Raw genomic sequence first — 18,734 nt, 5'->3', positions numbered from 1 at the left:
CCCGGACTTCAGGTTTAGCTATGTTAATTCTACAAAACGCTCTGGCAGCGCCTGAATGCTGCAAATCGCTCTATAAAACCCAATTAAAGGTGACTCATGCTTTACGTTATTTATTCTGAAGATGTTTCGGATTCACTGGAGAAACGTGCCGCTGCCCGCCCTGCGCACATCGAACGCCTGAAAAAATTGCAGGAGCAAGGCCGCGTATTGATCGGCGGCCCGACTCCGGCCATCGACAGTGAAGATCCGGGCGCTGCCGGAATGACCGGCTCCGTACTGATTGTTGAATTTGAAACGCTCGATGACGCCAAAGTGTGGGCCGATGCAGACCCTTATGTCGCCGCAGGCGTCTATAAATCAGTCACCGTCAAACCGTTCAAACGCGTATTCTGATATTTCTCGGGCAGTCTTCGGGCTGCCCGTCGTTCCCTGTGCCCTGTCCTCTCTACTGCTTTAATCAACTTTACTTTTGCTTACGCCAGTTGATTGTCTAACTCTCCGGATAGCCAATAATTTACCTGCGCAATTTTTATCAAAAGCGAATGGAGAACCGGATATGCAATGTCCTGTATGCAAAGAAAGCCAGCTGGTGATGTCTGAACGTCAGGGGATCGAGATCGACTATTGCCCGGACTGTCGCGGCGTCTGGTTAGATCGCGGTGAGCTGGATAAAATCATCGAGAAGTCCGCCGCGCTACAACAGGCGGCACAGGTACAAGCTCCTCAGGAGCAACGGCCTCAGCCTGTACGTTATGACGAGCGCGACCGCCGGGACGACACTCGCCATCATGGCAATTACGATAACCGGGGTCATTACTCGTCGCATAAGCCGTATAAAAAGAAGAGTTTTCTTTCTGAGTTGTTCGACTAATTTCTGCCCGCTAAAAACTCACGCGTCATGACTAATGCGTCATGGCGCGATTTCCCCGAATGTCGTCACATTGCTTTCATCGCTTCTGTGTTAGGATGCCTACCCCTGCCCACGAGGTACGTCCTATGTCATTCTTCGACGGATTGAAGTTTCTAACCAGTACGACCACGAAGGTCACATGCCCTGAATGTGGTTACGTTTCAGAACAGATGACTGCAAAAGTACGCAAAAACTCGACGCTGGTTTGCAAAAAATGTGGCGCGCTGTTTCAGCCTAAATCCCGCTAATCAGGAATTCCATTCGTAATTTACGGCATATAATGACAATCGCTGGTGCTGCTGATGGTGGATCTGGCGAATGCGGTAGATGTGACGATAACGTCTTGACTGACCTTCCAGCCAGCGGCTTCTGCGGCGCTGAGTCTGGCGTAGCATACGCCACCGGCCAACTTCATTTTTACTGCGTTTCATTCACTTGTGTCCCGTGATGCCCGTCACTGCTTCTTTAACGGAAGAGTTTCTTTTACAGAAAGTGTCTTAAGCGGAAAAAACTGCGGAGGTCATTATAGGCCGATGACGTTGTGATCCAAGTCTTGTTTTTTCCTTCTTCCCCGTTATCGTCTAACCTTGATGTCAGAGCAGTGACATTTTTATTGAGCGGATACAGATTTAAGAGGTAGCTGATTGATTGCTGGGATAAAGTTAGTTAAAAGAATGCCCCTTTCACGTACACTCACGCCGATGGCTTGCGAACAGGATTTTTCGCCTTTATGACAACATTTTATACGGTAATCAGCGGACTTCTGGTTTTCGGTTACTGGTTACTGATTGCCGGCGTCACCCTGCGTATTCTGATGAAACGCCGGGCGGTTCCTTCCGCAATGGCATGGCTGCTGATCATCTACATCATTCCTCTGGTCGGCATCATTGCCTATCTTTCGTTTGGTGAATTGCATTTAGGCAAACGACGCGCAGAGCGTGCTAAAGCCATGTGGCCTTCCACGGCGCGCTGGCTGAATGATCTCAAAGACTGCAAACGTATTTTCGCGACAGAAAACAGTGAAATTGCGGCGTCTCTTTTCCAGCTTTGTGAACGCCGTCAGGGCATTGCGGGCGTCAAAGGCAACCAGCTGCAACTGCTGACCACCAGTGACGACGTGCTGAAAGCCATGATGCGCGATATTGAACTGGCCCGCAGCAACATCGAAATGGTGTTCTATATCTGGCAGCCTGGCGGTCTGGTGGATCAGGTCGCTGAGTCCCTGATGGCCGCATCACGCCGTGGTATTCATTGCCGTCTGATGCTCGACTCCGCAGGCAGCGTGGCCTTCTTCCGCAGCCCTTATCCCGCCATGATGCGCAACGCCGGTATCGAAGTGGTCGAAGCGTTACAGGTGAATTTATTCCGTGTATTCCTGCGCCGTATGGATTTGCGCCAGCACCGTAAAGTGGTGCTGATCGACAACTATGTCGCGTATACCGGCAGTATGAATATGGTCGATCCGCGTTTCTTCAAGCAGGATGCTGGCGTCGGTCAGTGGGTGGACCTGATGGCGCGTATGGAAGGCCCGGTCGCCACGACCATGGGCATTGTGTATTCCTGCGACTGGGAGATTGAGACCGGCAAACGCATTCTGCCACCGGAACCGGATCTGAATCAGATGCCGTTCGAGCAGGAAAGCGGCCATACCATTCAGGTGATCGCCTCCGGTCCGGGCTTCCCGGAAGATATGATCCACCAGGCGCTGCTGACCGCAACGTATTCCGCCCGCGAACAGCTGGTGATGACGACACCTTATCTGGTGCCAAGTGATGACCTGCTGCATGCCATTTGTACGGCAGCTCAGCGCGGAGTCGATGTCAGTATCATTCTGCCCATGAAGAACGATTCAATGATGGTCGACTGGGCCAGTAAAGCCTTCTTTGGCGAGTTGCTGGAAGCGGGTGTAAAGATTTATCAGTTCGAAGATGGCCTGCTGCATACCAAAAGTATTCTGGTCGACGGTCAGCTCAGTCTGGTTGGTACCGTGAATCTCGATATGCGCAGCCTGTGGCTGAATTTTGAAATAACGCTGGTCATTGATGACGCCGGATTCGGTGACGATCTGGGTCGTGTGCAGGAAGATTACATTGCCCGTTCGCATCTGCTGGATGTCGAAGCCTGGCTTAAGCGGCCTTTCTGGCATCGCATCGTTGAACGTTTGTTCTACTTTTTCAGTCCGCTGCTGTAAAAGCCGCGTCAGGCATGATGTAATACGCTCAGTACCGGCTGGTTTCAGCCTGAACACACTTATTTGTAAACGAGAATGATATGGACCTGAATAATCGCCTGACCGAAGACGAAACGCTTGAACAAGCCTACGACATCTTTCTGGAACTGGCCGGAGATAATCTGGATCCAGCGGATATCCTGATCTTCAATCTGCAATTTGAAGAACGCGGCGGCGCTGAATTATATGATCCCGCAGAAGACTGGGTTGAGCATGTGGATTACGATCTGAATCCTGACTTCTTCGCGGAAGTGGTGATTGGTCTGGCTGACGCTGAAGATCAGCCGATTAATGATATCTTTGCCCGTGTCCTGTTGTGCCGTGAGAAAGATCATAAGCTCTGTCATATCCTCTGGAAGGAGTGATTTAGGAGAGGCGCTTAACAGAAAAGAAAAACCTGCCATTGGCAGGTTTTTTTATGCTTTCCGTCTGAGAGTATGTATCAGAGCGGATCGACTTTCAGGCAGGATACCGCATGGCGGAAGCTGCCTTCCAGCAACGGACGGGTGATCGCACATTCAGGCCCGGCAATCGGGCAGCGGGTACGGAATACGCAGCCTGATGGCGGATTGATCGGCGAAGGTAACTCCCCTTCCAGCAACTGAATGGTCTTGTTGCGCTCTTTATCAGGATCCGGCACGGGCACCGCAGACATCAGGGCACGGGTATATGGATGCTGAGGATTGTTGTACACCTCATCATAAGTTCCCAGTTCGACCGCATGTCCCAGATACATCACCAAGACACGGTCAGAAATGTGCTTCACCACTGCCAGATCGTGCGCGATGAAAATCAGCGACAAGCCCATTTCGCGCTGCAACTGTTGCAACAAGTTAACAACCTGCGCCTGAATAGAAACGTCCAGAGCAGAAACCGGTTCATCACAGATAATCAGTTTCGGTTCAAGGATCAGGGCGCGGGCAATACCGATACGCTGACACTGACCGCCGGAGAATTCGTGCGGGTAACGGTTAATCAGGTTAGGCAGCAGCCCGACCTTTAACATCATTGCCTTCACTTTCTCTTTGACCTCAGCACGAGGCATTTTCGGATTATAGGTTTTCAGCGGCTCGGCAATAATTTCGCCGATAGTCATACGCGGGTTCAAAGACGCCAGCGGATCCTGGAAAATCATCTGAATATCGCTGCGGGTCTGGCGCCACTCATTATCAGACATATTGAGCAGATCTTTGCCTAACCAGGCTACGCGGCCATCGGTCGCTTTTACCAGACCGATCAGCGCACGGGCGAAAGTCGACTTACCGCAACCGGATTCACCTACAACACCCAGAGTTTCACCTTCATACAGGCGCAGCGTGACACCATCAACCGCTTTCAGGGTTTTTGATGGCTGCCAGAACCACTGTTTGCCGTCTTTGATATCGAAATGGACTTTGAGATCCGCCACTTCAAGCAGGACCTTTTTCTCAGGTGCGTTTGTGTTCATTGCCGCGCTGTTCATTACTGTATTGTCAGTCATACCAGTTCCTCCAGCGGCTTATAGCAGGCACGCAGGCGACCATCACCGAAACGCTCAAGCGGCGGAGCCGAGGAGCAGATATCCATCGCATGCGGGCAGCGAGGCTGGAAAGGACAACCTTTTGGCAGGCGCAACAAGTTTGGCGGATTGCCGGGAATGGTGAGCATCGCCCCGCCCTCGGCATCCAGACGCGGAACCGCGTTCAGCAGGCCGATAGAATACGGATGACACGGATCGTAGAACACATCGCGCGCACGACCATATTCCATGGTACGGCCAGCATACATCACCAGCACTTTATCGCAGATACCGGCAACAACGCCCAGATCATGGGTAATCATGATGATGGCGGTGTTGAACTCGGCTTTCAGCTCATTAAGTAACGTCATGATCTGCGCCTGAACAGTAACGTCCAGTGCGGTCGTTGGTTCATCAGCAATCAGCAATTTTGGACGGCACAATAAGGCCATCGCGATCATTACACGCTGGCGCATACCGCCGGAAAACTCATGCGGGAACATTTTCATACGCTTGCGGGCTTCCGGCATTTTCACCGCGTCCAGCATGCGTACAGATTCTTCAAACGCTTCACGACTGCTCATTTTTTTATGCAGGATCAGGACTTCCATCAGCTGCTCACCCACGCGCATGTACGGGTTGAGGGAGGTCATCGGATCCTGGAAAATCATCGATATCTGTTCTGCACGAAGCTTGTTGAGCTGCTGTTGCGGCAGGTTCAGAATTTCGCGGCCATTAAATTTCGCAGAACCGCCAATGCGACCGTTGCTGGCCAGCAGCCCCATCAGGGCAAATGCAGTCTGTGATTTACCGGAGCCTGATTCGCCCACGATGCCCAGCGTTTCACCGGCACGTAAGTCAAAGTTCAGGTCATTTACCGCGGTCACGTCACCGTCAGGCGTCTCGAAAGTCACGCGCAGGTCTTGCACATCCAGCAGGATCGGAGGTGCTTTGCCGTCAACCGCAGCGGGCGATGCAAAAGTGGAATGTTCAATGGTGCTCATGGTTGCACTCCTTAACGATCTTTCGGGTCGAGGGCATCACGCAAGCCATCGCCGATAAAATTGAAACAAAACAGAGTTACAACCAGGAAGCCTGCCGGGAACAGCAGTAACCAAGGTGAAACTTCCATCGAGTTGGCGCCATCACTTAACAACGCGCCCCAACTGCTCAGCGGCTCCTGCGTCCCTAAGCCGAGGAAGCTCAGGAAGGATTCGAACAGGATCATGCTGGGTACCAGCAGCGATGCGTACACCACTACGACACCCAGTACGTTCGGAACAATGTGACGCAACACGATATTGCGCGTATTCACACCGCTCACCAGCGCCGCTTCGATGAATTCTTTACGTTTCAGGCTAAGGGTCTGACCACGCACGATACGCGCCATGTCCAGCCAGGACACCATCCCGATCGCCACGAAGATCAGCAGGATGTTTTGTCCGAAGAAGGTCACCAGCAGAATGACGAAGAACATGAACGGGAAGGAGTTGAGGATTTCCAGCAGACGCATCATCGCGGAGTCAATTTTACCGCCCAGATAACCGGACAATGACCCGTAAAGCGTACCGAGGATCACTGCAACCAGCGCTGCCGCCACGCCAACCATCAGGGAAATACGCCCGCCGATCGCCACGCGCACCAGCAAATCACGGCCTGAAGAATCTGTACCGAAGAAGTGATGGGAAGCCATATCAGGGGCGGCTGACATCATATTCCAGTCAGTATCATCGTAGGCAAACTGCGATAACATTGGCGCGAAAGTCACAAACAAGGCGATGAACGCGAGGACGATCAGGCTGGTCACCGCGGCACGGTTGTGCATAAAGCGGCGTCGCGCATCCTGCCACAAACTGCGGCCTTCAACTTCCAGTTTCTCGCTGAAGTTTTCGACGACGTCGCTATTTTTCTTACTTAACATCATTGACGTACTCCGGCATTAATAACGGATTTTCGGGTCGATGACGGCATAAAGCACGTCGACGATCGCATTGAACAAAATAGTCAATGCGCCCACTAAAATGGTCAGGCTCAGAACCAGTGAATAGTCACGGTTTAATGCACCGTTAACAAACAGCTGGCCAATACCTGGCAATCCGAAAATGCTCTCGATGACCATCGAACCGGTGATGATACCCACGAAGGCCGGTCCCATGTAGGACAATACCGGCAGCAACGCGGGTTTCAGTGCGTGACGCAAAATGATGCGGCGCAGTGGCAAACCTTTGGCACGTGCTGTACGGATAAAGTTGGAATGCAGAATTTCGATCATTGAGCCACGGGTGATACGCGCGATACTGGCGATATACGCCAGAGACAGCGCCACCATTGGCAAGATCATATATTTTGCGCCACCGCCGTTCCAGCCACCACCAGGCAGCCATTTCAGCGTAATCGCAAATATCAGCACCAGTAACGGCGCCACCACGAAACTGGGTATGACCACCCCGGTCATCGCTATGCCCATTACCGTGTAATCCCATTTGGTATTTTGGTTCAGGGCAGCAATAACGCCCGCACTCACACCAAACACAATCGCCATGATAAATGCCGCCAGACCGAGTTTCGCTGAAACCGGGAACGAGGCCGCGACCAGATCATTAACGGTATAGTCTTTATATTTGAACGACGGGCCGAAATCGCCTTTCGCCAGCTGTTCTAAATAGTGGAAGTACTGCTTATACATAGGGTCATTGAGGTGATATTTGGCCTCAATGTTTGCCATCACTTCTGGCGGGAGATTACGCTCACCCGTAAAAGGGCTGCCCGGTGCGAGACGCATCATAAAAAATGAAATGGTGATCAGAATGAATAGCGTCGGAATCGCTTCCAGACAGCGGCGTAAAATAAACTTTAACATTGCCCGTACCTGTTTCTAAGCCTGTCACTACAGCTTTATAGTTTTGGCTTGTTCACGGCGACCATCAAATGATCGTCGCCGTGGTGGCTCTTTGTTTTCATCCCGAAATCCGGAATAAAAACATTACCTTCATCAAAATAGGATGAGCAAGGCAGCTCGGGGATGCCTTGCTCTGATATCCGTGACTTAGTGTTTGATGATGTACAAGTCTTTCACGTAGACGTTGTCCTGCGGATCTTTACCGGTGTAACCGCCAACGTATGGTTTCACCAGACGCGCGTTCACGTAGTAATAAACAGGAACAATGGCAGAGTCTTTATCCAGCTGGGTTTCTGCTTTCTGATACAGCGCCGCACGCTCTTCATCAGTTTTCACTGTCAGAGTATCCGCGATGTCTTTATCAAACGCCGGGCTCTTATAGTGAGCGGTGTTGTTGCTGCTGTCAGACAGCATGGTGTTCAGGAAGGAAGAAGGTTCGTTGTAGTCAGAACACCAGCCAGCACGTGCCACATCGAAGTTGCCCTGATGACGGCTGTCCAGGAAGGTTTTCCATTCCTGGTTAACGAGTTTCACGTCAACACCCAGGTTTTTCTTCCAGATAGCGGCGGCAGCGATAGCCAGTTTCTTGTGCAGATCCGACGTGTTGTACAACAGATCGAAAGTCAGAGGTTTAGCAGAGGTGTAACCTGCTTCGGCCAGCAGTTTTTTAGCCTGCTCGTTACGTTGTTCCTGAGTCTCTTTGAACCAGGCTGGCGGAGTCAGTTTCGCACCATCGGTATAAGGTGGGGTGTAACCGTAAGCTGGCAGGTCGCCCTGTGCTTTCACTTTGTTCACGATGATATCGCGATCCAGGCCCAGTTTCAGTGCTTCACGAACGCGTGAATCAGTGAACGGCGCTTTCTGGTTGTTGATTTCGTAGTAATAAGTACACAGGTACGGGTCAACGTGAACTTCGGTTGGGATTTCTTTCTTCAGTTTCTGGAACAGTTCGATCGGCATGTTGTTGTAAGTCATGTCGATTTCGCCACTGCGGTAGCGGTTAACGTCAGTTACTTCCGAAGAAATTGGCAGGTAAGTTACCTGGTTGATCACAGTTTTTGCGTTATCCCAGTAAGTCGGGCTGCGTTCCAGGACAATACGTTCGTTGACGGTCCAGGCTTTCAGTTTGTATGCGCCGTTGCTCACGTAGTTTTCTGGCTGGGTCCATTTGTCGCCAAACTTCTCAACAACACTTTTGTTTACCGGCTTCATCGCGGTGTGAGACAGCATTTTTACGAAATAAGGAACAGGTTCGGTCAGGGTCACTTGCAGGGTATGGTCGTCGATGGCTTTCACACCCAGAGTATCAGGGCTTTTCTTACCACTGATGATGTCATCAATGTTTTCGATATGACCGTATTGCAGGTAGCTTTCATAAGGAGATGCGGTTTTAGGATCTGCCAGACGCTGCCAGCTGTAAACGAAATCAGCGGCGGTCACAGGGTCACCGTTGGACCATTTAGCTTCAGGACGCAGGTGGAAGGTCCAGACTTTAAAATCTTTGTTTTCCCAGCTGGTTGCTACGCCAGGAATAACGCTGCCGTCTTTACTGTCGGTATTCACCAGGCCTTCGAGCAAATCACGGATAACGTTGGATTCTGGTACGCCTTCAACTTTATGTGGGTCGAGAGACTGAACTTCTGAGCCGTTGTTACGAACCAGTTCTTGTTTGGCTGCCAGAGTGACACCTGCTGGCACATTGGCTGCAAATGCATTATTCACTGACACCGCGCCAACCGCAGCCATAATGCAGGCAGCCAGCAGATTTTTTTTTGTGATGTTGGTCATTTTTATTCAACTCCAGTTTTTATTATGAACTTGCACGCCGGGGTGCAAGATAAACCCTTGCTGGGTCAACGGATCTCATGAGCAGGAACGAATTGCTCATGAAAAGCCCCATGTAGTTACCACCCGCAGATGGCTGTCCCCTACTACTGCATGTGTTACCTGGTAAGTCCGTTAAACCTCTGGCTGTTAATCGCCTTGCGGTTTCTGAGATCGTTAAGGATGATCTCCCTCCATTTGATTCACCCCGTGCGCGACAAAAAGAATTCTGTGGCGAACCAGGCAATCACATACTGTTATTCCTGCACTTAACAATATTATTTTCTTATTCACCCGACTTAGGGCGACAGAAAATCCTTCGCAGTTAAATGCGAGCCATCAAATTAATAAGAAGAAGATCTGAAGATTTGTTTAGCTGATCATGAAAATTCAGCATAAGGCGGTTTGATGTCGTCAACGTTATGCCCGGTTTTCTTTTTGCAGAAAACACATGAGGATAAATTTGCAGTAAGCATTGCGACACGACACTCTCCAAAAACAAATAAAATGGCTTCAATCTTTTTCGCACTAGCAAGAATCGTGCTCACCAGGAGCATTGCTCTAAACAAAAATCCATTTTTGAAGGCGATTTGAAAATTATCAGAACCCTGTTACGCGCGCCAATAAATTTTGCAAATTTGTTACGCAATTCTCTTTTACTCGTAACAGTCTTTACAACAGGTCAGTCAGGCAGAGAGCAGAAAACAGCATTAACTCGCTGATTTAAAGAATCTTTATGGCGAAATTACTCATCAAAGCCCTACCGGAGACTGTTCAAGAACTCGCCTGACACAATCAGTTAACATTGTTAGATTTATAAGAATAAACACCTGTTAACTGCTGTGTTAACACTAATAACATCTCGATACAGCCTGCACAAGCCTTACAGAATGATGTGGGCAAATTAACGTCAATACGGGCAATAAACGCCAGTAATTAGCGAATAATTAGCTAAGTTTATTTAAAGAAATGAGGACTTGGATTGAAAAGAGGAGTGAGACGAGGGTTTGCGCCACATTAGGGTGCAATCGCTCTGAATTAAGTCATTAGCTGCACTATAATAAGGCATTCGATTATAAGTGGAAGTGATAATTATCACGAAAACACCTGAGTATTTTCGTGATAATTCGGCCGCTAATTGATTAAAGAAGGCCCGGGAAAATCGCTTTTATACCTGTCACAATAAATTCAATGCCCAGTGACATCAGCAGCAATCCCATAATACGGGTGATGACGTTAATGCCGGTTTGCCCCAGCAGACGCACCAGTAAAGGTGCCGCCCTGAACAGCAGCCAGCAGCAGAAGGCGAAGAACATGATAGCAACAGTCAGACCCAGCAGGTTTGGCCAGCTGTGATAACGCGAACTCCAGACGATTGTTGAACTGATTGCACCGGGTCCTGCCATTAAAGGCAACGCCAGCGGAACTACACCGACGTTTTCGCGGATCGCTGTTTCTGACTTTTCCTGCTTGTTCTGTTTATCTTCCCCGAGCTTTCCGCTGATCATCGACATGGCGATAGTGACCACAAGGATCCCGCCGGCAATACGGAATGAATCAATGGAAATGCCAAACAGGTGCAAAATTGCATCGCCGAGGAACAGCGCAGTCGACAATATAATGGCAACAGACAGGTTGGCCGTCATATTGGTTTTGTTACGCCCTGCCGCCGCCTGATAGCTGGTCATGCTGATAAACACGGGCAAGATCCCCACAGGATTGACCAGTGCAAACAGCCCGACAAAGAATTTGATATAACCAGAAAAATCTAATAAAGATTGGCTCACGCAGAACTCCGCACAGTTACGCCGGTAGATGAAGGTTTTGATGGGCGCTAATGTACTGGAATCGCAGTAAAGGCGCCACGCCGTTTCATAGTTTTTATCACCAGATTTCCAAATAAAGGCAGTGGATAAGACTTTTGTTAAAAATCAGTTTTTTTATTGATAACTTTAGATACAAAACTGTATTATCCACGGGCTAATTTGATAATTATTCTCAATAAACTACTGCTGAAAGGTGTCAGCTTCGGTATTTAGTGATCCAGATCAAATTACGTCTGCCTACAAATAGGTAAGCTTTGTGCATAGTCACTCAACGGTAGTTTGCAGAACAAATATTCGTCAAGCCACGTTGAATGAGGAGTTATCTACTACCTTACGTGCTTCACTACTGGAAGCTCTTTAAGCAAATAAAGAGACAAAGACAACACCTTGAGAATCATAGAGTTAATTAGTTTCTCACGGTGACTGATAGCAGGTCTATACTAGTCTTTGGCAAGTTATTTACTAAAAGAGTTTAACTTTATCAGGAGAGCATCATGGCTGTAACAAATGTCGCTGAACTAAACGCACTCGTTGCGCGAGTCAAAAAGGCACAGCGCGAATATGCCAACTTCAGTCAGGAACAAGTAGATAAGATTTTCGCTGCCGCCGCTCTGGCTGCTGCCGATTCTCGTATTCTGCTCGCCAAACTGGCCGTTGAAGAATCCGGAATGGGTATTGTCGAAGACAAAGTGATCAAAAACCACTTCGCCTCCGAATATATCTACAATGCTTACAAAGACGAAAAAACCTGTGGCATCCTGGGCCAGGATGACACTTTCGGTACCATCACTATCGCTGAACCCATCGGCCTGATTTGCGGTATCGTCCCAACTACCAACCCCACTTCCACTGCGATTTTCAAAGCGCTTATCAGCCTGAAAACACGTAACGGTATTATCTTCTCTCCACACCCACGTGCTAAAAACGCGACTAACAAAGCGGCAGACATCGTTTTACAGGCTGCTATCGCTGCCGGTGCGCCAAAAGACATCATTGGCTGGATTGATGAACCAAGTGTAGAACTTTCTAACCAACTTATGCACCACCCGGATCTGAACCTGATTCTGGCAACCGGTGGTCCGGGCATGGTTAAAGCAGCCTACAGTTCCGGTAAGCCAGCAATCGGCGTGGGTGCAGGTAATACCCCGGTCGTTGTAGATGAAACTGCAGATATCAAACGTGTTGTTGCTTCCGTGCTGATGTCCAAAACCTTCGATAATGGCGTAATCTGTGCGTCTGAACAGTCCATCATCGTGGTTGATTCTGCTTATAACGCAGTTCGTGAACGTTTCGCATCGCACGGCGGCTACATGCTGCAAGGCAAAGAGCTGAAAGCTGTTTCAGATATCATTCTGAAAAATGGTGGCCTGAACGCGGCTATCGTAGGCCAGCCAGCGACTAAAATTGCCGAAATGGCCGGCATCAAAGTGCCAGCTCATACTAAAGTGTTAATTGGTGAAGTCAGCGTTGTTGACGAATCAGAACCATTTGCACACGAAAAACTGTCCCCTACCCTCGCGATGTACCGTGCTAAGAACTTCGAAGACGCGGTTGCTAAAGCTGAGAAACTGGTAGAAATGGGCGGTATCGGCCATACCTCTTGCCTGTATACAGACCAGGACAACCAACCAGAACGTGTGAACTATTTTGGCAACAAAATGAAAACCGCACGTATCCTGATCAACACCCCGGCTTCTCAGGGTGGTATCGGTGACCTGTACAACTTCAAACTTGCTCCTTCTCTGACGCTGGGTTGCGGTTCATGGGGTGGTAACTCCATCTCTGAAAACGTCGGTCCTAAACACTTGATCAACAAGAAAACTGTAGCGAAGCGAGCAGAAAACATGTTGTGGCATAAACTTCCAAAATCTATTTACTTCCGTCGTGGCTCACTGCCAATCGCACTGGAAGAAGTGGCTACTGATGGAGCAAAACGCGCATTCATCGTCACTGACCGTTTCCTGTTCAATAACGGCTATGCAGATCAGATTACCAGCGTTCTGAAAAGCCACGGCATTGAAACAGAAGTGTTCTTTGAAGTAGAGGCTGACCCAACGCTGAGCATTGTTCGTAAAGGTGCTGAGCAAATGAACTCCTTCAAACCAGACGTCATTATCGCGCTGGGTGGTGGTTCACCGATGGACGCCGCTAAAATCATGTGGGTTCTGTACGAACATCCGGACACTCAGTTCGAAGATTTGGCGCTGCGCTTTATGGATATTCGTAAACGTATCTACAAATTCCCGAAAATGGGCGTGAAAGCGAAAATGATCGCCGTCACCACCACTTCCGGTACTGGTTCAGAAGTGACTCCGTTTGCGGTTGTTACCGATGATGCAACTGGTCAGAAATATCCACTGGCTGACTATGCGCTGACACCTGATATGGCTATCGTTGATGCTAATCTGGTGATGAACATGCCTAAATCACTGTGTGCTTTCGGTGGTCTGGATGCTGTGACTCACGCACTGGAAGCTTACGTTTCTGTACTGGCTAACGAATATTCCGACGGTCAGGCTCTGCAGGCACTGAAACTGCTGAAAGAAAACCTGCCAGCCAGCTACAACGAAGGGGCTAAAAATCCGGTAGCACGTGAGCGTGTTCACAATGCGGCAACTATTGCGGGTATCGCGTTCGCTAACGCCTTCCTTGGGGTTTGTCACTCAATGGCCCATAAACTGGGTTCAGAGTTCCATATTCCACACGGTCTGGCTAACGCAATGCTGATTTCTAACGTCATCCGCTACAACGCCAATGACAACCCAACTAAACAGACTGCTTTCAGTCAGTATGACCGCCCACAAGCGCGTCGTCGCTACGCAGAAGTGGCTGACCATTTAGGTCTGAGCGCTGCCGGTGACCGTACTGCACAGAAAATTCAGAAACTGCTGACCTGGTTGGATGAAATCAAAGCGGAGCTGGGTATCCCAACCTCTATCCGTGAAGCAGGCGTTCAGGAAGCTGACTTCCTGGCGAAAGTAGACAAACTGTCTGAAGATGCGTTCGATGACCAGTGTACCGGTGCTAACCCACGTTACCCGCTGATCTCTGAACTGAAACAGATTCTGATGGATACTTTCTACGGCCGCGAATTCAGCGAAGAAGAGGCAGCAGAAGTTGTTGTTGCTGCTCCTAAAGCTGAAAAGAAAACCAGCAAAAAATAATCTGCTGAGTTTCTGATAGCTAAAATCAGAAAGTAAAAACCCGCTGAAAAGCGGGTTTTTTTATGGATTCAGGATAAATGAGGGAAAATTTGAGAATGGCTTTGAAGATAAAAGCCAAAAACCCTCTGTAAATACTTTGCAGATTTACTCTGGTTTAGCTTCGACCGTGGTATCAAACGCCGCCATGGCTTCTTTGTAGTGCTTACGGCAGACAGATACATAGCTTTCGTCACCGCCTATAACGACCTGTGCGCCATCATGCAGGGCGTTACCCTTCTCATCCAGCCTCAGGTTACGGTTAGCCTTACGCCCGCAGTGACAAATGGTTTTCAGCTCAACCAGTTTATCCGCCCATGCCAGCAAATATTCACTGCCCTCAAAAAGTTCACCACGAAAATCGGTCCGCAGGCCATAACAAAGTACCGGCACATCCAGATCGTCCACAACGTCAGTGAGCTGGGATACCTGCGCCTTAGTGAGGAACTGGCATTCATCTATCAGAACGCAGCTCAGACGCTGTAAGCGATTCTCCTGGGCTATCAGATTAAAAAGTTCAGTGTCCTTATTGTAGAGCTCTGCCGGCGAGGATAAACCGATTCGGGAGCTGACTTTACCGACGCCGAAACGATGATCTAATTCTGCTGTTAACACCAGCGTGCGCATACCACGTTCTTGATAATTATATGAAGATTGCAATAGCGAAGTAGACTTACCGGCATTCATCGCCGAGTAATAGAAATAAAGCTGAGCCATGAAGGAGTGACCCCATAATGTAAATGGATGGCATAAATTTTCGGCGTGGATTGTACCACAAGCCTGACAATCTATAACCACACCCCTCTGGCACAGTTATCGGGGACGGTTCAAAGAATCATTACATTTGAAAAAATCACAGAAACTTACAATCAAAATTTATAAATGCAATAGCCGATAATCCGTAATCGTTAGACGACAATACTCCCTGACATGGCTCATCTTATATACCAGAGGGCCGCATAATGGGTTTGTCTATACAATATCTGGCTGGGTAGAAGCTCATAAAAGTAAAAATTTGAGTATGCTTTTGCGATAAGGCCTCCCCCCATTTCCCCTGCCCCTACATTAGTTATCTACACTTCTTCTTTAATTATGTGAACAATCGCATGCTTATAAAACGACTTACACATTGCAACAATAGCGCTTAAGCGTGTATTGAAATTAGGGTTATAGACCTCAGATAAATAGTGTGAAATGTCCTGCCTATATTTTGCATGACACATTCACCATTTGCTTTAAATGCGTAAATTAAGGTCAGGTATACAAATTGGCTATTGCAGAATACTGAAGAGCATTCTATTATTAGCCAAACGCCCCCCACCAATATAATTTGAGACTAGTATAATGAGCGAAGCATTAAAGATTCTGAACAACATCCGTACTCTGCGCGCGCAAGCAAGAGAATGCACTCTGGAAACTCTGGAAGAGATGCTGGAAAAATTAGAAGTTGTTGTGAACGAACGTCGCGAAGAAGATTCTCAGGCAGCTGCTGAGATTGAAGAGCGCACTCGCAAACTGCAACAATACCGTGAAATGCTGATTGCTGATGGTATTGACCCTAACGAATTGCTGCAAACCATGGCTGCAACTAAAGCTACCGGCAAAGCAAAACGTGCAGCGCGTCCTGCTAAATACAAATACGTTGATGAAAACGGCGAAAACAAAACCTGGACTGGCCAGGGCCGTACTCCAGCTGTAATCAAGAAAGCAATCGAAGAGCAAGGTAAATCACTGGACGATTTCCTGCTGTAATTGCCCTTATTAACGTAAATGTTAATACAAAAAAGCCCATCTTTATGATGGGCTTTTCGTTTTCTAATCCCGCAGATAAATGCTTCTTGTCACTAATACAAAAACGAACCAAGTACATCTTAAAAAGAGATTACATTCAGACTGCTATAGGACTTAACTGATTCCATAAAAAAGGCTGCCTGAGCAACCTTCAACATAACAGAAGTTTTATCCTGAATTTCAGACTTGATAAAAATCCCGATACCAGTCAACAAACTTCTGCACGCCCTGCTCGACGCTGGTTTCAGGCGCAAAGCCAATGGCCTGCGACAATGGCTGCGTATCCGCGCTGGTCTCGTGTACATCGCCCGGTTGCATTGGCAGCATATTCTTAACTGCCTCCATGCCTAATGCCTTCTCCAGCGCACTGATATAGGCCATGAGTTTTACCGGATTGTTATTGCCGATATTATAAACGCAATAAGGCGCGGAACTGCTGGCCGGAGATCCCTGTTCCACAGTCCAGTCAGGATCTGATTGCGGAATGACATCCTGTAAACGAACAATGGCTTCTGCAATATCATCGATATAAGTAAAGTCTCGACGCATTTCACCGTGGTTATAAACATCAATACTCTGTCCCGCCAGCATTGCTTTAGTAAACTTAAACAATGCCATATCAGGACGTCCCCAGGGACCATATACCGTAAAGAAACGTAATCCGGTCGTTGGTAATCCATAAAGATGTGAATAGGTGTGAGCCATTAATTCATTGGCTTTTTTCGTCGCCGCATACAATGAAACAGGATGGTCAACAGAATCATCGGTTGAGAAAGGTTGCTTTTTGTTCAAGCCATAAACTGAGCTGGAAGAAGCATAGAGCAAATGCCCGACTTTATTATGGCGACAACCTTCCAGAATGTTTACAAAACCTACCAGGTTGGAATCAGCATAAGCCAGAGGATTTTCGATTGAATATCGGACACCAGCCTGCGCGGCCAAATGGATCACACGTTCGAAACGCTGCCCGGCAAACAATGCGGCCATGCCTTCACGATCGGCTAAATCCAGCTTAATAAACTCGAAGCCGTCTTTATTCTCCAGCTGAGCAAGCCGCGCCAGTTTCAGGCTGACATCATAATAATCATTCAGATTATCGATGCCGACAACCGAATGACCCGCTGCTAACAAACGTTGCGACACATAGAAACCAATAAAGCCCGCTGCGCCGGTAACCAGATATTTCATGAAAACTCCTTACAGAACCGGATTGATTGAAGCACCGCGGCCAATGCCGTAGTAAGTAAACCCGCGTTTCTCCAAACGTTCAGGATCGAATAAGTTTCGACCATCAAAGATAACCGGCTCTTTTAATGCTTTTTTGATCACATCGAAATCAGGGGCACGGAAGTTCTGCCATTCAGTACAAATAATCAACGCATCAGCATTGTGCAATGCGGATTCTTTAGTACCCATTAATTCTAAATCTTCGCGATGACCATAAATACGCTGTGTCTCATTCATGGCTTCAGGATCATAAGCTTTGATTTTCGCACCCGCAGCCCAGAGCTGTTCCATTAATACACGGCTTGAGGCTTCACGCATGTCATCGGTATTAGGTTTGAAGGACAGCCCCCAAAGCGCAAAGGTTTTGCCTTTCAGGTCGTCACCGAAGTGGCGCTGAATGAAAGCAGGCAATTTATATTTTTGCTGATAATTGACCTGTTCCACCGCCTGCAGAAGTTTCGGCTGATACCCGATGTGTTCTGCAGTACGGATTAATGCCTGAACATCTTTAGGGAAACAGGAACCGCCATAACCGCAACCTGGATAGATAAAGTGGTAACCGATACGGGAGTCTGAACCAATCCCCTGACGCACTTTTTCGATATCAGCACCCAGCATCTCTGCCAGATTGGACATTTCGTTCATGAAGCTGATTTTAGTTGCCAGCATACAGTTGGCCGCATATTTGGTCAGTTCAGCACTGCGGATATCCATCAGGATCATACGATCGTGATTACGGTTAAACGGTTCGTAAAGCTCACGGATAGGATCGATGGCATCAGGATTATCTGTACCGATGACAATACGCTCAGGACGCATACAGTCAGCAACCGCAGCACCTTCTTTCAGGAACTCAGGATTGGATACGACATCAAAAGTGATATCCACGCCGCGTTCTTTGAGTTTTTCACTCATTACCGCACGCACTTTATCGGCGGTACCCACCGGCACAGTAGACTTATCGATAACTACTTTAGGTTCGGTCATGTGCTCGGCAATAGTGCGCGCTACGGCAGTCACATATTTAAGATCCGCAGAACCATCTTCATCTGGCGGAGTACCGACAGCGATAAACTGAACGGTAGCGTGGGCAACACCTTCAGCCGCATTGGTGCTGAACAGCAAACGCCCTGCTTCGTAATTACGTTGAACCAGAGGAGTTAGACCTGGTTCAAAAATTGGGATCTGCCCGTTCTTCAGGTTTTCCACTTTCTTTGCATCAACATCGATGCACAAAACTTCGTGCCCGACTTCAGCAAGAACCGCCGCCTGAACAAGTCCGACGTAACCGATACCAAAAACTGTTACTTTCATCAGCGAATTCCTATT

17 protein-coding genes are annotated in these 18,734 nt (G+C 48.4%); 7 read left to right on the top strand and 10 right to left on the bottom strand.

Annotated elements, in window-relative coordinates:
• Positions 1 to 96 precede the first annotated feature (96 nt).
• The 3 genes from ACM615_RS01080 (at position 97) to ACM615_RS01070 (ending at position 1,158) form a co-directional block, all read left to right on the top strand.
• The gene (locus tag ACM615_RS01080) at positions 97 to 393 is read left to right on the top strand and encodes a YciI family protein (RefSeq protein ID WP_112288831.1); all 297 of its coding nucleotides are present in this window, start codon (positions 97 to 99) and stop codon (positions 391 to 393) included.
• A gap of 163 nt (positions 394 to 556) precedes the next feature.
• On the top strand, positions 557 to 871 hold the full coding sequence (locus ACM615_RS01075) for a zf-TFIIB domain-containing protein (protein WP_112288830.1): 315 nt from the start codon (positions 557 to 559) through the stop codon (positions 869 to 871).
• Between the two features lie 41 nt (positions 872 to 912).
• Positions 913 to 1,158 carry a YnfU family zinc-binding protein gene (locus ACM615_RS01070; RefSeq protein WP_310503040.1) on the top strand — a complete coding sequence of 82 codons (246 nt, stop codon included), beginning with the start codon at positions 913 to 915 and terminating at the stop codon, positions 1,156 to 1,158.
• Here the strand turns inward: ACM615_RS01070 and ACM615_RS01065 are convergent, their stop codons facing one another.
• Positions 1,159 to 1,341 carry a YciY family protein gene (locus ACM615_RS01065; protein WP_101076905.1) on the bottom strand — a complete coding sequence of 61 codons (183 nt, stop codon included), beginning with the start codon at positions 1,339 to 1,341 and terminating at the stop codon, positions 1,159 to 1,161.
• A 299-nt stretch (positions 1,342 to 1,640) separates the two neighbouring features.
• On the opposite strand from ACM615_RS01065, the gene cls reads away from it, so the two are divergent.
• Both cls and ACM615_RS01055 read left to right on the top strand, forming a co-directional pair.
• On the top strand, positions 1,641 to 3,101 hold the full coding sequence (gene cls, locus ACM615_RS01060) for a cardiolipin synthase (protein WP_129639836.1): 1,461 nt from the start codon (positions 1,641 to 1,643) through the stop codon (positions 3,099 to 3,101).
• Between the two features lie 80 nt (positions 3,102 to 3,181).
• A complete protein-coding gene (locus ACM615_RS01055) occupies positions 3,182 to 3,505 on the top strand; it encodes an HI1450 family dsDNA-mimic protein (RefSeq protein WP_112288828.1) in 324 nt (107 codons plus the stop codon).
• Positions 3,506 to 3,582: 77 nt separating this feature from the next.
• Here ACM615_RS01055 and oppF read toward each other — a convergent pair whose 3' ends face one another.
• The 6 genes from oppF to ACM615_RS01025 form a co-directional block, all read right to left on the bottom strand.
• On the bottom strand, positions 3,583 to 4,587 hold the full coding sequence (gene oppF, locus ACM615_RS01050) for a murein tripeptide/oligopeptide ABC transporter ATP binding protein OppF (RefSeq protein ID WP_112288864.1): 1,005 nt from the start codon (positions 4,585 to 4,587) through the stop codon (positions 3,583 to 3,585).
• Positions 4,588 to 4,616: 29 nt separating this feature from the next.
• On the bottom strand, positions 4,617 to 5,642 hold the full coding sequence (locus ACM615_RS01045) for an ABC transporter ATP-binding protein (RefSeq protein ID WP_232829873.1): 1,026 nt from the start codon (positions 5,640 to 5,642) through the stop codon (positions 4,617 to 4,619).
• Between the two features lie 11 nt (positions 5,643 to 5,653).
• A complete protein-coding gene (gene oppC, locus ACM615_RS01040) occupies positions 5,654 to 6,562 on the bottom strand; it encodes an oligopeptide ABC transporter permease OppC (RefSeq protein WP_112288827.1) in 909 nt (302 codons plus the stop codon).
• A gap of 15 nt (positions 6,563 to 6,577) precedes the next feature.
• On the bottom strand, positions 6,578 to 7,498 hold the full coding sequence (oppB, locus tag ACM615_RS01035) for an oligopeptide ABC transporter permease OppB (protein ID WP_112288826.1): 921 nt from the start codon (positions 7,496 to 7,498) through the stop codon (positions 6,578 to 6,580).
• 186 nt (positions 7,499 to 7,684) lie between these two features.
• Positions 7,685 to 9,325, bottom strand: a complete 1,641-nt coding sequence (oppA, locus tag ACM615_RS01030) for an oligopeptide ABC transporter substrate-binding protein OppA (protein WP_112288825.1) — start codon at positions 9,323 to 9,325, stop codon at positions 7,685 to 7,687.
• A gap of 1,178 nt (positions 9,326 to 10,503) precedes the next feature.
• Positions 10,504 to 11,148, bottom strand: coding sequence for a YchE family NAAT transporter (locus ACM615_RS01025; protein WP_112288824.1), 645 nt, complete (start codon positions 11,146 to 11,148; stop codon positions 10,504 to 10,506).
• A 533-nt stretch (positions 11,149 to 11,681) separates the two neighbouring features.
• Between ACM615_RS01025 and adhE the strand changes: the two genes are divergently transcribed.
• On the top strand, positions 11,682 to 14,351 hold the full coding sequence (adhE, locus tag ACM615_RS01020) for a bifunctional acetaldehyde-CoA/alcohol dehydrogenase (RefSeq protein WP_120161392.1): 2,670 nt from the start codon (positions 11,682 to 11,684) through the stop codon (positions 14,349 to 14,351).
• 144 nt (positions 14,352 to 14,495) lie between these two features.
• Here the strand turns inward: adhE and ACM615_RS01015 are convergent, their stop codons facing one another.
• Entirely contained in the window at positions 14,496 to 15,104 is a 609-nt protein-coding gene (locus ACM615_RS01015; protein WP_132965960.1) for a thymidine kinase, read from the bottom strand.
• A 627-nt stretch (positions 15,105 to 15,731) separates the two neighbouring features.
• Between ACM615_RS01015 and hns the strand changes: the two genes are divergently transcribed.
• Entirely contained in the window at positions 15,732 to 16,139 is a 408-nt protein-coding gene (gene hns / locus ACM615_RS01010) for a histone-like nucleoid-structuring protein H-NS (protein WP_013575950.1), read from the top strand.
• A gap of 219 nt (positions 16,140 to 16,358) precedes the next feature.
• On the opposite strand, the gene ACM615_RS01005 is transcribed toward hns, so the two are convergent.
• Together ACM615_RS01005 and ACM615_RS01000 are read right to left on the bottom strand one after the other, a co-directional pair.
• Positions 16,359 to 17,366, bottom strand: coding sequence for an NAD-dependent epimerase (locus ACM615_RS01005; RefSeq protein ID WP_129639834.1), 1,008 nt, complete (start codon positions 17,364 to 17,366; stop codon positions 16,359 to 16,361).
• A 9-nt stretch (positions 17,367 to 17,375) separates the two neighbouring features.
• Complete coding sequence (locus tag ACM615_RS01000) at positions 17,376 to 18,719, bottom strand: UDP-glucose dehydrogenase family protein (protein ID WP_112288820.1); 1,344 nt, start codon at positions 18,717 to 18,719, stop codon at positions 17,376 to 17,378.
• Positions 18,720 to 18,734: the final 15 nt, after the last annotated feature.

It is taken from the genome of Rahnella sp. PAMC25617, from assembly GCF_050606005.1.
Lineage (GTDB): Bacteria > Pseudomonadota > Gammaproteobacteria > Enterobacterales > Enterobacteriaceae > Rahnella > Rahnella variigena.
Note: the sequence above shows the minus strand (reverse complement) of the source record. Positions and strands in the feature narration are given on the sequence as shown.

Bases quoted from the DNA above. Each gene is read 5' to 3' on its own strand.
- oppF (WP_112288864.1), bottom strand. From the start codon at position 4,587: ATGAACACAAACGCACCTGAGAAAAAGGTCCTGCTTGAAGTGGCGGAT.
- cls (WP_129639836.1), top strand. From the start codon at position 1,641: ATGACAACATTTTATACGGTAATCAGCGGACTTCTGGTTTTCGGTTAC.
- ACM615_RS01080 (WP_112288831.1), top strand. From the start codon at position 97: ATGCTTTACGTTATTTATTCTGAAGATGTTTCGGATTCACTGGAGAAA.
- adhE (WP_120161392.1), top strand. From the start codon at position 11,682: ATGGCTGTAACAAATGTCGCTGAACTAAACGCACTCGTTGCGCGAGTC.
- ACM615_RS01015 (WP_132965960.1), bottom strand. From the start codon at position 15,104: ATGGCTCAGCTTTATTTCTATTACTCGGCGATGAATGCCGGTAAGTCT.
- oppC (WP_112288827.1), bottom strand. From the start codon at position 6,562: ATGATGTTAAGTAAGAAAAATAGCGACGTCGTCGAAAACTTCAGCGAG.
- ACM615_RS01005 (WP_129639834.1), bottom strand. From the start codon at position 17,366: ATGAAATATCTGGTTACCGGCGCAGCGGGCTTTATTGGTTTCTATGTG.
- ACM615_RS01045 (WP_232829873.1), bottom strand. From the start codon at position 5,642: ATGAGCACCATTGAACATTCCACTTTTGCATCGCCCGCTGCGGTTGAC.
- oppB (WP_112288826.1), bottom strand. From the start codon at position 7,498: ATGTTAAAGTTTATTTTACGCCGCTGTCTGGAAGCGATTCCGACGCTA.
- oppA (WP_112288825.1), bottom strand. From the start codon at position 9,325: ATGACCAACATCACAAAAAAAAATCTGCTGGCTGCCTGCATTATGGCT.
- ACM615_RS01070 (WP_310503040.1), top strand. From the start codon at position 913: ATGGCGCGATTTCCCCGAATGTCGTCACATTGCTTTCATCGCTTCTGT.
- ACM615_RS01000 (WP_112288820.1), bottom strand. From the start codon at position 18,719: ATGAAAGTAACAGTTTTTGGTATCGGTTACGTCGGACTTGTTCAGGCG.
- ACM615_RS01055 (WP_112288828.1), top strand. From the start codon at position 3,182: ATGGACCTGAATAATCGCCTGACCGAAGACGAAACGCTTGAACAAGCC.
- ACM615_RS01075 (WP_112288830.1), top strand. From the start codon at position 557: ATGCAATGTCCTGTATGCAAAGAAAGCCAGCTGGTGATGTCTGAACGT.
- hns (WP_013575950.1), top strand. From the start codon at position 15,732: ATGAGCGAAGCATTAAAGATTCTGAACAACATCCGTACTCTGCGCGCG.
- ACM615_RS01065 (WP_101076905.1), bottom strand. From the start codon at position 1,341: ATGAAACGCAGTAAAAATGAAGTTGGCCGGTGGCGTATGCTACGCCAG.